Here is a 13,363-nt window from a genome sequence, read left to right on the forward strand (position 1 = left end):
TTTATGTCTGAAGAGAGAATAATTAGAATAAACAAAGTTTTAAGGGAATTGAATATTTCTTTAGAAAGAGCTGTGGATTATCTTAAGGATAAAGGGATTGGTATTGAATCTAACCCAAACACAAAAATTTCTGAAGAGGTGTACAATGTCTTGTGCGGTCAGTTTGCTGGTGACAAAGGGAATAAAGAGGCATCAAAAGAAGTAGGGGAAGAGAAAAGAAAAGAGAAAGAAGCCTTACGGATCGAAAGAGAAAAAGAAATCGAAACGAAACGCAAAGCGGATGAAGAGCGATTAAAGCAACAAGAAATTATCAAAGCTAGGGCAGTAGTAACTGGTCCAGTTCAAGTTGGTAAAATTGATTTGAATCCTAAAAAAGCAACTTCTGTACCTGCTCCAGCTGCAATTGAAGAGAAAAAGGCTACTCCAGTAGTGAAAGCCGTTGAACCAGCAAAAGAAACTCCCACTGAAACTAAATCTATAGCTCCTGAGGAAACTAAAGTAGCACCTGTTGTTATTAAGCCAATTGAGGTTAGTGTTGAAAAAGAAGTGGTGAAAGAAGTGTCAAAGGAAGTGAAACCACAAGCAGAAAAGCCTAAAAGTGATAAGCCGAAAGAGACTCCTGCGGAACCAACATCACAAGAGCCAGTTGAGGAAACGATTACTACTCAGTATCAAAAACTTTCAGGGACAACGCTTACCGGACAGATTATTGATTTGTCACAATTCAATAAGCCAAAAAAGAAAAAAGAAGAGCCTAAAATTACTCCAAACAAACCTGGTGCGCCTGGTGCAGTAGGAGCTAATAATGCCAATAAAAATAAGCGTAAGCGTATTGCTCCAAAACCAGGTGCTCCAAGACCACCTGCAACTCCAGGGACTCCAAATCCAAATAAAATTACCCCAAACACGGGTGGTGGCGGATTTAATGCGAATAGAAATTCAAGACCTGGATTTGTGAAAGGAAATCGTCCTGCTATAGTAGCCAAAGTGGAGCCTACAGAGGAAGAAGTAAAAAATCAAATTCGTGAAACTTTAGAGAAACTACAAGGTAAAGGTGGAAAATCTAAAGCAGCAAAATATCGTAGAGAAAAAAGAGAAACGCACCGCCAGAAAACAGATGATGAACAAAGGGCATTAGATGAAGGTAGCAAAACAATCAAGGTAACTGAGTTTGTTACTGTTGGTGAAATTGCGATCATGATGGATGTGCCGATTACCAAAGTTATTGGTACTTGTATGTCGCTTGGAATCATGGTTACGATGAATCAACGTTTGGATGCTGAGACTTTGACTATTGTTTGTGATGAATTTGGATATGAAGTTGAATTTATCACTGTTGACATTGAAGAAGCCATTCAAGTAGTTGAAGATAAAGAAGAAGATTTGGTAACACGTGCTCCAATTGTTACGGTAATGGGTCACGTCGATCACGGTAAAACATCTTTACTGGATTATATTCGTAAGGAAAATGTAATTGCTGGAGAGTCAGGAGGAATTACACAACATATTGGTGCCTACGGAGTAACTTTGGATAATGGTCAAAAAATTGCTTTCTTAGATACACCAGGTCACGAAGCTTTTACCGCGATGCGTGCACGTGGTGCTCAAGTTACGGATATTGCAATTATTGTGATTGCAGCAGATGATGATATTATGCCGCAAACTAAAGAGGCTATTTCTCACGCACAAGCTGCTGGAGTGCCAATTATTTTTGCGATAAACAAAATTGATAAACCAAATGCTAATCCTGAAAAAGTTAAAGAAAGATTGGCTGGTATGAACTTATTGGTAGAGGACTGGGGAGGAAAAATTCAATCTCATGATATATCTGCAAAGGTTGGTACGGGTGTAAAAGAATTGTTAGAAAAAGTGTTGTTAGAGGCTGAGATTTTAGATTTAAAATCGAATCCTAATAAAGCAGCTCAAGGAACAGTTGTAGAAGCTTTCTTGGATAAAGGAAAAGGTTATGTGTCTACTATTTTAGTACAACATGGTACTTTAAGGGTAGGAGATTATATGTTAGCAGGTAAGCATCACGGAAAAATTAAAGCGATGCATGATGAACGTGGACATGTGGTTAAAGAAGCAGGTCCTTCAACACCGGTTTCGGTTTTAGGTTTAGATGGTGCTGCAACAGCAGGTGATAAGTTTAATGTTTTTGAAGACGAAAAAGAGGCAAAACAAATTGCAGCTAAACGTTCTCAATTGATGCGTGAACAATCTGTTAGAACGCAACGTCATATTACTTTAGATGAAATTGGTCGAAGAATTGCTTTGGGTCAATTTAAAGAATTGAATATTATTCTTAAAGGAGACGTTGATGGTTCTGTTGAAGCTTTATCTGATTCGTTCTCTAAATTATCAACTGACGAAATTCAAATCAATATTATTCATAAAGGAGTAGGTGCGATTACCGAAACGGATGTAATGTTAGCTTCAGCTTCTGATGCTATTATTATTGGATTTAACGTACGTCCTGCTGGAAATGCAAGACAGTTAGCAGATAAGGAAGAAATAGATATCCGTTACTATTCTATCATTTATGCCGCAATTGACGACTTGAAAGATGCGATGGAAGGAATGTTAGCTCCAGAAATGAAAGAAGAAGTATTAGGAACGGCTGAAATTAGAGAGATCTTCAAGATTTCAAAAGTTGGTTCTATTGCAGGTAGTATGGTTATGGACGGTAAAATCCTTAAAAATGCAAAAATCCGTATAGTTAGAGAAGGCGTTGTAATTTTTGATGGCGAGCTTATAGCATTGAAACGATTCAAAGACGATGTTAGAGAAGTAGCTAAAGGATATGATTGCGGTATTCAAATCAAAGGATTTAATGATATTGAAGAGCGTGATGTTATTGAATGTTACCATGAAGTTGCTATTAAGAAAAAATTGAAATAGTAATATGTTTTTCACAAAAAAAGCCTCGTTTATCGAGGCTTTTTTTGTGGCATTAACGTGTTTCTAGTTGAAATCTAATTTATGATAGAGACGGGAATTTAATTTAATCCATTTCGTTCTAAAATAAGAAGAAGTAGGTTTAAAGCTAAAATAGGCGTGTTTGGCTTAGGTTTTTTGTAGTTCATACAATGTGTAAAAGCTGGCTATATATAGCGATTTAAAAAGGGCAGAAAGGTAACGGACTATTTTCCGGGCTTAATTAAAAAAGCTGTTTTATATCTTTTTCTGATTTCAATTAAATTTCTCTCTGCGTCCATTCTGTTTCTAAAATTTCCAACCCAAACTTTGTAATTTGGTGTTTGGAAAATGATAGTTGCATCTAAATTTTTGTTAGATGATTTGAATTCTGTTAACGTTTTTTTAGCAAGATCGCTCGTGCCGTTAAATACTTGTATTTTGTATTGATCAGTAATTGATAAGGTATTATTTATTTTTCTTTTTTCATTTAATAGCTGATCCACGATTGGATCCTGATTAATTTCTGTTTTTTTCTTTTGGGCATCCATTTTCGCTATCGTTATAGTTGCGAGCGCAAAGAAAATTATTCGCTTTTTTAAGTGAGGAAACTTCATAACTGATTGATTTTTATGCAAAAGTAATGCTTTAGTGGAAAAAATGAAAAGCAAACTTTATTTAGAATTAATATAAATTGTATTTAAGACTATTTTAAGATTTTGTGAATAGTTCTTAAAGTGTATTTTTGTCCCGTATTTAAAAAAAAGAAGTGTTTTTTTTCGGGTATACTTTGAAAAAATACATATCAATATTGTGGATAATTACTATACTATATGAAAAAGATGGGTAACCATAGTTCGATGACAAGGAAATTATGTTTTAGTTTAGCATTAATGCTAACGATGTCCTTGAGTTTATTTGCGCAAGATCCTGCCGCTGCTGCTACAGATACAGCTGCGCCAGCACCTAGTGCTGGGGGAGATACAGCTAAAGGAAAGGAATTGTTTAATGCCAATTGTGCTGCATGTCATAAATTAGATGCAAAGGCTACAGGACCTGCATTAAGAGGTGTTGCTTCTAAGTATGAAATGGCTTGGCTTTACAAGTGGGTTAAAAACAGCTCTGATTTAATTAAGTCAGGTGATGCTGCTGCAGTAAAAGTTTTTGAAGAAAACAATAAAGCAGTAATGACTGCTTTTCCACAGTTGTCAAATGAAGATATTGATAATATTATAGCGTATACTTCAGAGCCAAAAGCAGAAACTCCTGTTGCTGCTGCAGGTGCAACTCCTACTGCTGGGGCTCAGAACCAAGAAGGTGGAATTAGTAACAATGTTATTCTTGGTGCATTGGCATTGGTGATGGCTATGTTGGTAGTTCTTTTGTTTTTTGTGAACAATGTATTGAGAAAAGTTGCTAGAGCAAATGGTATTGAAGTGGAGTCTAAATCACCATCGATGCCTATTTGGAAAGCTTTTGCTAAAAATCAATTTTTAGTTTTAGTTTCTGCTATCCTTTTGTTGTTGTGTAGTGCTTACTTTGTTTATGGGTATTTAATGCAAATTGGTGTAGATCAAGAATATGCTCCAATTCAGCCTATTCATTATTCTCATAAAATCCATGCTGGTGATAATGAAATTAACTGTAAATATTGTCACTCGGCTGCAAGAGTAAGTAAAAATGCTGGTATTCCATCTTTAAATGTTTGTATGAACTGTCATAAAAACATCTCTGAAGTAGCTGAAACAACTGCTACTCCTGAATACAGTAAAGCTTTCTATGATGAGCAAATTCAAAAATTATATGCTGCTGTAGGTTGGGATAAAACTACACAATCTTACACTGGTAAAACGCAACCGGTTAAATGGGTTCGTATTCATAATTTACCAGACTTCGTATATTTCAATCACTCTCAGCACGTAACCGTTGCTGGAATTGAATGTCAAACTTGTCACGGGCCTGTTGAAACGTATGAAATTCAAAAACAATTTGCTCCATTAACAATGGGTTGGTGTATTGATTGTCATAGAAAGACAGATGTTAAAACGGAAGGAAACGAGTATTATACCAAAATTCACGAAGAACTTTCTAAGAAGTATGGTGTTGAGAAATTAACAGCTGCTCAAATGGGAGGTTTGGAGTGTGGTAAATGCCACTATTAAAAAGAAATTATTAAGATTTAATATTTATATATAATATGTCATCAAACAAAAAATACTGGAAAAGTGTTGAAGAACTAGACGGAAATAGTTCTATTGTTGAGGCGCTTAAGAATAACGAGTTTGTTGAAGAGATTCCTACCGATGAATTTTTGGGGAATAGCGATAAATTATCTTCCTCTACTTCACGTCGTGATTTTTTAAAGTACGTTGGTTTTAGTACTGCTGCTGCAACTTTAGCAGCGTGCGAAGGACCTGTAAACAAATCAATACCTTATGTGTTGCAACCTGAGGAAATCATTCCTGGTGTAGCAGATTATTATGCTACAACTGTTTTTGACGGTTTTGATTTTGCTAATTTATTGGTTAAAACTCGTGAAGGGCGACCTATTAAAATCGATAATAATACAATTGCAGGAGCTAAATTTTCAGCTAATGCAAGAATTCATGCGTCAATTTTATCATTGTATGATAATATGCGTTTGAAAGAGCCTAAAGTAGCAGGAAAAGCTGCTTCTTGGTCTTCAGTAGATGCTAAGTTGAAATCTAGTGTCGCTGAGGCTAAAGCAAAAGGCGGTCAAGTAGTTTTGCTTACCAATACTTTAGCTAGCCCTTCAACAGAAAAATTGATTGCTGAGTTTACAGCTAAAAACCCAAATGCTAAACATGTAGTTTATGATGCTGTATCTTCTTCAGAAGCGCTAGATGCATTTCAAACTGTTTATGGCAAAAGAGCTTTAGTTGATTATGATTTTTCAAAAGCTTCTTTGATTGTTTCTGTAGGAGCTGATTTCTTAGGAGATTGGCAAGGAGGTGGTTTTGATGCTGGATATGCACAAGGTAGAATTCCTAAAGCCGGAAAAATGTCTCGTCATTTTCAATTTGAAGCGAATATGACATTATCTGGTGCTGCTGCTGATAAGCGTGTGCCAATGTCTGTTGCTAATCAAAAACAAGCTTTAGTTCATATATATAATGTTATTACTGGAAATAATGTTTCAGTAAAATTAGATGATAAATTCAAAGCTGAAGTTACAAAAGCTGCTCAACAATTGAAATCTGCAGGTTCCAAAGGAGTTTTGGTTTGTGGGATTCAAGACGTAAATGCGCAGTTATTAGTTTTGGCTATTAATCAAGCTTTATCAAGCGAAGCGTTTGTTACTTCAGGTGCACGTTTGATCAGAAAAGGTTCAAATGCAGCTGTTGCTCAATTATTAAAAGACATGAATGCTGGAACTGTTCATACATTGATTATGAGTGGTGTTAATCCAGTGTATACTTTAGCAGATAGTAAATCATTTGTTGATGGTTTGAAAAAAGTTACTACTTCTGTTGCTTTAACAATCAAAGAAGATGAAACTGCCTTATTGGCTACTATTGCTGCTCCAGTTCCACATTATTTAGAGTCTTGGGGTGATTTGCAATTAACGGAAGGTTCTTATAGTATTACTCAACCAACTATTCGCCCTTTATTTGATACCAAACAATTTCAAGATGTTTTGTTGTCACTAAATGGTATTCCTGGTGCTTATTATGATTACTTGAAAGCGGTTTCCTCTGCAAATTTTGTAGGTTCAAGCTGGAATAAAGTGCTGCATGATGGTATTTATGTTGGTGCAGTTGGTACTGCTTCTGCAGGAACAGCTAACTATGGTGCTGCTGCAAATGCCTTAGCTAGTGCATCTAGTGTTAAAGGTTTGGAGTTAGTATTGTATACTAAAACAGGTATGGGAGATGGTCAACAAGCCAACAACCCATGGTTACAAGAATTTCCAGATCCAATCACTCGTGTTTCTTGGGATAACTATGTTACCGTTTCTAGTGCAGATGCGGCTAAAATTGGATTATCAAACGAAATTGTGGCTAATGGTGGTTTGAATGGTTCTTGCGTGAAGTTAACAGCAAATGGTGTTACTTTAGAGAATGTTCCTGTTATCGTGCAACCTGGTCAAGCGGTTGGAACTGTTGGTATGGCACTAGGTTACGGACGTAAAGCTGCTCTTAAAGAAGAAATGCAAGTAGGTATTAACGCTTACTCATTATATAAAGATTTTAATGATTTACAAAACGTAACCCTTGAATTGGCTTCTGGAGAACATGAGTTTGCTTGTGTACAAGGTCAAAAAACATTAATGGGTCGTGGAGATATTATTAAAGAAACTACTTTAGAGATCTTTAATACTAAAGATGCTGCTGTTTGGAATGAACAACCAGTTGTTTCTTTGGATCACAAAGAAGTAGAAGCTACTTCTGTTGGGTTGTGGGATTCTTTCGATCGTTCGATTGGTCATCATTTTAATCTTTCAATTGATTTAAATGCTTGTACTGGTTGTGGAGCATGTGTAATTGCTTGTCATGCTGAAAATAACGTACCAGTTGTTGGAAAAGATGAAATTAGAAGAAGTAGAGATATGCATTGGTTGCGTATCGACAGATATTATTCTTCTGAAAGTACTTTTGCTGGTGATGTTGAAAGAAAAGAGAATATAGCTGGTTTGTCTAGTTCGTTATCTACTTTCAATGAAATGGAAAAAGCAGCGGATAATCCACAAGTTTCTTTCCAGCCTGTTATGTGTCAACACTGTAATCACGCACCATGTGAAACAGTTTGTCCAGTTGCAGCAACTTCTCACGGACGTCAAGGTCAAAACCAAATGGCTTATAATCGTTGCGTTGGTACTCGTTACTGTGCGAACAACTGTCCATATAAAGTACGTCGTTTTAACTGGTTCTTGTACAACAAAAACAGCGAGTTTGATTATCATATGAATGATGATTTGGGTAGAATGGTATTAAATCCAGATGTTAACGTTCGTTCTCGTGGAGTTATGGAAAAATGTTCTATGTGTATTCAAATGACACAAGCAACTATTCTTAAAGCGAAAAGAGAAGGTAGAGCGATTAAAGATGGAGAATTCCAAACTGCTTGTTCTAATGCTTGTTCTTCTGGCGCCATGACTTTTGGTGATGTTAATGATAAAGAGGCTGTGGTTGCTAAGTTAGCTGCAGATGAAAGATCATACCATTTGTTAGAGCATGTTGGTACAAAACCAAACGTGGTTTATCAAGTTAAAGTTAGAAATATCTAGTAAAAAAAAATTAATTAAGAATCAATATAAAGGATTATGTCGTCTCACTACGAAGCAGCCATTAGAAAACCCTTAGTTATAGGTGATAAATCTTATCACGATGTAACTGTAGATGTAGCAGCACCTGTTGAAGGTAAAGCTAATAAGCATTGGTGGATTGTATTCACAATCGCATTAACCGCTTTCCTTTGGGGATTGGGTTGTATTATTTACACAGTATCTACCGGTATCGGAACTTGGGGATTAAACAAAACAGTTGGATGGGCCTGGGATATCACTAACTTCGTTTGGTGGGTAGGTATCGGGCACGCTGGAACGTTAATTTCAGCAGTACTTTTACTTTTCCGTCAACGATGGAGAATGGCTATTAACCGTTCTGCGGAAGCCATGACTATCTTCTCAGTTATTCAAGCAGGTTTGTTTCCAATTATTCACATGGGTCGTCCATGGTTAGCGTATTGGGTACTTCCAGTTCCAAATCAATTTGGTTCTCTTTGGGTTAACTTCAACTCACCATTATTATGGGACGTATTTGCAATTTCAACTTATTTGTCAGTTTCATTAGTTTTCTGGTGGACTGGTCTTTTGCCTGATTTTGCCATGTTGCGAGATAGAGCAGTAACGCCTTTTAACAAAAGAGTATATTCTATCCTAAGTTTTGGATGGAGTGGTAGAGCTAAAGATTGGCAACGTTTTGAAGAGGTTTCTCTTGTACTTGCAGGTTTAGCAACTCCACTTGTACTTTCTGTACACACCATTGTATCAATGGACTTTGCTACTTCTGTAATTCCAGGATGGCATACGACAATTTTCCCTCCTTACTTTGTTGCTGGTGCGGTTTTCTCAGGGTTTGCTATGGTTAACACCTTGCTTATTATTATGAGAAAAGTATCTAACTTAGAGGCTTATATTACTGTTCAACATATCGAGTTAATGAATATCGTAATTATGATTACGGGTTCTATTGTAGGTGTTGCTTACATCACTGAATTATTCATCGCTTGGTATTCAGGAGTTGAATACGAACAATATGCATTCTTGAATAGAGCTACTGGGCCTTACTGGTGGGCATATTGGGCAATGATGACGTGTAACGTTTTCTCTCCTCAGTTCATGTGGTTCAAAAAATTACGTACAAGTATCATGTTTTCGTTTGTAATCTCTATTGTTGTAAACATTGGAATGTGGTTTGAGCGTTTCGTAATTATTGTTACTTCTTTGCACAGAGATTATTTACCATCTTCTTGGACGATGTTTTCACCAACCTTTGTTGATATTGGTATTTTTATAGGAACTATTGGATTCTTCTTTGTGTTGTTTTTATTGTATTCAAGAACTTTCCCTGTGATTGCTCAGGCTGAAGTAAAAACAATTTTAAAAGGAAGTGGAGATAACTACAAAAGAGAAAGAGAAGCTAATAAAGATGTACACCATGAGTAATAAAGTAATATACGCTATATACAACGACGATGATGTATTAATGGATGCCGTTAAAAAAACACGTGCAGCACATCATCATATTGAAGAAGTTTTTACCCCTTTTCCTGTGCACGGATTAGATAAAGCAATGGGATTGGCACCAACTAGATTAGCTATTTGTGCTTTTATCTATGGTTTGTGTGGTATTTCATTCGCTACTTGGATGATGAATTATATCATGATTCAAGATTGGCCTCAAGATATTGGTGGTAAACCAAGTTTTAGCTACATCGAAAACATGCCAGCTTTTGTGCCAATTATGTTTGAAGAAACAGTTTTCTTTGCTGCTCACTTAATGGTAATTACATTTTACATGAGAAGTAAATTGTGGCCATTTAAACAAGCTGAAAATCCTGATGTTAGAACAACTGATGACCATTTTTTGATGGAAGTAGCGGTTAATAATAATGAAGAAGAATTAGTTTCTTTCTTTAAAAGTACAGGTGCAGTAGAAGTAAATGTAATAGATAAGAATTAATTGTAGCTATGAGAAGTATATATAAATTGACGCTTTTGGCTGGTATTACTTTGTTAGTTTCGTCATGTCAAGATAAATTGACCCCGAACTATCAGTATTTTCCAAACATGTATGAATCTGTAGGTTACGAGACCTATGCAGAGTCTGATGCTTTTAAAGATGGTAAAGAAGGGCAATTGCCTGCTAAGGGTTCTCTTAAAAGAGGATTTGAAGTTTATGAGTATGAAAATTCAACTGCAGGTTATGAATTAGCGAAAGCTAATTTGAAGTCTCCATTGGATTCTTTAAGTAAAAATCCTGAAAAAGGTAAAGAACTTTTTGAAATTTACTGTATGAGTTGTCATGGAGCAACAGGAAATGGTAAAGGTAAATTAGTTGAAAGAGAAAAGTTTCTTGGTGTGCCTAGTTATGCTGACCGACCAATTACGGAAGGAAGTGTATTCCATGTAATTACTTATGGATTGAATTCTATGGGGTCACATGCAAATCAATTGAGTGCACAAGAACGTTGGTTAGTGGTAGACTATGTTCTTAAACTAAAAAGCGAATTATAATTGTTGAACAAACTGATCGTAATAGATATGTATACATTTTCAAGTAAATTAAAAACTTTTTCTCTTATCCTGATGGCTGTTGGTTTATTAGGTATTGTTTATGGTTTTTATACTGCACCAAAAGATATTCAAGAAGTGGAAGCTCTTCTTGCAGCGGATTCACATGGAGGTCATGGAGAAGCTACTCATGCGGCTCCTACCGAATCACATTCAAGCGCTATAGAGACTCCTCATGCTGCTCCTATTGAAACTCAAGAAGCTCATGGCGAGGCTACTCATACAGCACCAGTAGAATCTCACGAGGTTAAAGTAGAAGAGACACATGATGCTCCAGCAGCTTCACATGATAATCATGCTAAGACTGAAGGTCATGATGCAAAAGCAGATGCTGAGCATAAAGAGCATTTAGAACATGTGTTGCACCAATTAAGCAATAAGCCATGGGCTGCTGTTTATGTAGCTTGTATCTTTTTTATGTTGTTGTCATTAGGAACTTTAGCTTTCTATGCTATTCAACAGGTTGCTCAAGCAGGTTGGTCTCCAGTGTTGTTTAGAGTAATGCAAGGTATCACGGCTTATTTGCCTGTAGGTTCTGTAATATTCTTTATTATTTTAGTTTTATGTGGTTTGCATTTTAACCATTTGTTTATCTGGTTAGATCCTGAAGTTGTTGCTCACGATAAGTTGATACAAACTAAATCTGGTTATTTGAATTTTCCATTTTGGATTGTTAGAGCTGCTATCTTTTTGTTAGGATGGAATGCTTACAGATATTTTTCAAGAAAAAATTGTTTAGCACAAGACGAATCTGATGATAATTCTTTTTACAAAAAGAATTTTAAGATGTCAGCACTCTTTTTAGTTTTCTTTATTGTTACTGAGTCTATTATGTCTTGGGATTGGATTATGTCTATTGACCCACACTGGTTTAGTACTTTGTTTGGATGGTATGTTTTTGCTAGCTTCTTTGTAAGTGGTATCACTACTATTTGTATGGTAACTTTATACTTAAAATCTAAAGGATATTTAGAGCATGTTAATACAAGTCACATTCATGATTTAGCTAAGTTTATGTTTGGTATTAGTGTATTCTGGACGTATTTATGGTTCTCTCAATTCATGTTGATTTGGTATGCTAATATTCCTGAAGAAGTTACTTATTTTGTCACTAGAATTCAACAGTACAATTTACCTTTCTTTGGAGCGGTGGTTATGAATTTCTTATTCCCTCTCTTGATTTTAATTAATACTGATTTTAAGAGAATTACTTGGGTGTTAGTAATGGCAGGTACAGTAATTTTATTGGGTCATTATGTTGATTTCTTCAATATGATTATGCCAGGTACTGTAGGTGATCAATGGTTCATTGGTATTCCTGAGATTGCATCTGTTTTGTTTTTCCTTGGTTTGTTTATATATGTTGTTTTTACAGCACTTACAAAAGCGCCATTGTTGCCTAAAAGAAATCCTTTTATTGAGGAGAGTAAACACTTTCATTATTAATATTTAAACAGAAAAAACAGATGACAAGTTTGTTGGTAATTATAGTTTTAGTTTTATTAGCTGTTGCTCTTTGGCAATTGACTAAGATTTTTGATCTAACTCAAGTTGGATCTAAATCTGATGATTCTCAGATAGCCACTGATAATGATAATAACGTACAAGGATATCTAATGTTTGGTTTTTTAGCCTTCATTTATATTTTTACAATTTATGGTTTGATTAAATGGGGTGATTTGCCTTTGCATACACCTGCATCTGAACATGGGGCTACTGTTGATAGTTTAATGAACATCACTTGGGTATTAATTTTCACAGTACAAGCAATCACTCAAGTATTATTGCATTATTTCTCTTTCAAGTATAGAGGTAATAAAGACAGAAAAGCTTTGTATTATGCTGATAACAATAAATTAGAAGCTATTTGGAGTGTCATTCCAGCAGTGGTTTTAGCAGGTTTGATTTTATACGGTTTGTATGCTTGGACAAACATCATGTTTATCGAAGAAGATGAAGATACTGTTGTAATTGAGTTATATGCGCAACAATTTAAATGGACGGCTAGATATGCTGGTGCTGATCAAGTGTTAGGGAAAGCTAACGTACGTTTGATTGATGGAGTAAATTCTGTTGGTGTTGATATTGCAGATAAAAATGCTGCTGATGACTTCTTAGCCACTGAAATACACATTCCAAAAGGTAAAAAAGTACTTTTCAAAATGCGCTCTCAAGATGTATTACATTCTGCTTATATGCCTCATTTTAGAGCTCAAATGAATTGCGTTCCTGGTATGGTTACTGAGTTTGGATTTACTCCTACTTATACTACAGCCGAATACAGAGATTTGCCTTTTATGATTGAAAAGGTAGCTCGCATTAACGATTTACGTTCTAAGAAAAGTACTGAGTTGGTTGCTAAAGGCGGAACTGCTTTAGATCCTTATACTTTTGACTATCTTTTGTTGTGTAATAAAATTTGTGGAGCATCACACTATAACATGCAAATGAAAGTAGTTGTAGATACCCCAGAGGATTACAAAAAATGGTTAAGTGATAAAGTAGCTTTAGTTAAAGAATACAAAGCATCCAAAGAAGCTCCTGCTACTGATGCTGGAACAGCTAAAGATAGTTCAAGTATTGCAATTGAGCCAGCTGCTGTTAAAGTAGCAATGAAATAATTAATTAAGA

At 35.7% G+C, this 13,363-nt stretch carries 9 protein-coding genes; 8 read left to right on the forward strand and 1 reads right to left on the reverse strand.

What is annotated here, in order from left to right; translation table 11 throughout:
• The first annotated feature begins 3 nt into the window (after window positions 1–3).
• Window positions 4–2,901: a translation initiation factor IF-2 gene (infB, locus tag BXU11_RS03420; RefSeq protein ID WP_078211015.1), complete on the forward strand. Its 2,898-nt coding sequence runs from the start codon at window positions 4–6 to the stop codon at window positions 2,899–2,901.
• 242 nt (window positions 2,902–3,143) lie between these two features.
• On the opposite strand, the gene BXU11_RS03425 is transcribed toward infB, so the two are convergent.
• Window positions 3,144–3,467, reverse strand: a complete 324-nt coding sequence (locus BXU11_RS03425) for an SPOR domain-containing protein (RefSeq protein ID WP_223253661.1) — start codon at window positions 3,465–3,467, stop codon at window positions 3,144–3,146.
• 282 nt (window positions 3,468–3,749) lie between these two features.
• On the opposite strand from BXU11_RS03425, the gene BXU11_RS03430 reads away from it, so the two are divergent.
• Genes BXU11_RS03430 through BXU11_RS03460 form a run of 7 tightly spaced genes read left to right on the forward strand, consistent with a single transcriptional unit; the run spans window position 3,750 to window position 13,353 of the window.
• Entirely contained in the window at window positions 3,750–5,078 is a 1,329-nt protein-coding gene (locus tag BXU11_RS03430; protein ID WP_024980389.1) for a c-type cytochrome, read from the forward strand.
• 35 nt (window positions 5,079–5,113) lie between these two features.
• Window positions 5,114–8,164 (forward strand): TAT-variant-translocated molybdopterin oxidoreductase, encoded by a 3,051-nt coding sequence (locus BXU11_RS03435; RefSeq protein ID WP_078211017.1) that lies wholly within the window; start codon window positions 5,114–5,116, stop codon window positions 8,162–8,164.
• Window positions 8,165–8,200: 36 nt separating this feature from the next.
• Window positions 8,201–9,604 carry an NrfD/PsrC family molybdoenzyme membrane anchor subunit gene (nrfD, locus tag BXU11_RS03440; protein ID WP_024980391.1) on the forward strand — a complete coding sequence of 468 codons (1,404 nt, stop codon included), beginning with the start codon at window positions 8,201–8,203 and terminating at the stop codon, window positions 9,602–9,604.
• A complete protein-coding gene (locus tag BXU11_RS03445; protein WP_024980392.1) occupies window positions 9,597–10,121 on the forward strand; it encodes a DUF3341 domain-containing protein in 525 nt (174 codons plus the stop codon). The genes nrfD and BXU11_RS03445 overlap by 8 nt, the downstream gene beginning before the upstream one ends.
• A gap of 8 nt (window positions 10,122–10,129) precedes the next feature.
• Window positions 10,130–10,675 carry a cytochrome c gene (locus tag BXU11_RS03450; protein WP_024980393.1) on the forward strand — a complete coding sequence of 182 codons (546 nt, stop codon included), beginning with the start codon at window positions 10,130–10,132 and terminating at the stop codon, window positions 10,673–10,675.
• Window positions 10,676–10,702: 27 nt separating this feature from the next.
• Window positions 10,703–12,178: a quinol:cytochrome C oxidoreductase gene (locus tag BXU11_RS03455; protein ID WP_078211018.1), complete on the forward strand. Its 1,476-nt coding sequence runs from the start codon at window positions 10,703–10,705 to the stop codon at window positions 12,176–12,178.
• A 20-nt stretch (window positions 12,179–12,198) separates the two neighbouring features.
• On the forward strand, window positions 12,199–13,353 hold the full coding sequence (locus BXU11_RS03460; protein WP_078211019.1) for a cytochrome c oxidase subunit II: 1,155 nt from the start codon (window positions 12,199–12,201) through the stop codon (window positions 13,351–13,353).
• The last annotated feature ends 10 nt before the right edge of the window (window positions 13,354–13,363 follow it).

The organism is Flavobacterium sp. LM5, from assembly GCF_002017945.1.
Lineage (GTDB): Bacteria > Bacteroidota > Bacteroidia > Flavobacteriales > Flavobacteriaceae > Flavobacterium > Flavobacterium succinicans.

What these genes read in the sequence shown, in the direction of transcription:
- infB (WP_078211015.1), top strand. Translation starts at nt 4, where the DNA reads ATGTCTGAAGAGAGAATAATTAGAATAAACAAAGTTTTAAGGGAATTG.
- BXU11_RS03425 (WP_223253661.1), bottom strand. Translation starts at nt 3,467, where the DNA reads ATGGATGCCCAAAAGAAAAAAACAGAAATTAATCAGGATCCAATCGTG.
- BXU11_RS03430 (WP_024980389.1), top strand. Translation starts at nt 3,750, where the DNA reads ATGAAAAAGATGGGTAACCATAGTTCGATGACAAGGAAATTATGTTTT.
- BXU11_RS03435 (WP_078211017.1), top strand. Translation starts at nt 5,114, where the DNA reads ATGTCATCAAACAAAAAATACTGGAAAAGTGTTGAAGAACTAGACGGA.
- nrfD (WP_024980391.1), top strand. Translation starts at nt 8,201, where the DNA reads ATGTCGTCTCACTACGAAGCAGCCATTAGAAAACCCTTAGTTATAGGT.
- BXU11_RS03445 (WP_024980392.1), top strand. Translation starts at nt 9,597, where the DNA reads ATGAGTAATAAAGTAATATACGCTATATACAACGACGATGATGTATTA.
- BXU11_RS03450 (WP_024980393.1), top strand. Translation starts at nt 10,130, where the DNA reads ATGAGAAGTATATATAAATTGACGCTTTTGGCTGGTATTACTTTGTTA.
- BXU11_RS03455 (WP_078211018.1), top strand. Translation starts at nt 10,703, where the DNA reads ATGTATACATTTTCAAGTAAATTAAAAACTTTTTCTCTTATCCTGATG.
- BXU11_RS03460 (WP_078211019.1), top strand. Translation starts at nt 12,199, where the DNA reads ATGACAAGTTTGTTGGTAATTATAGTTTTAGTTTTATTAGCTGTTGCT.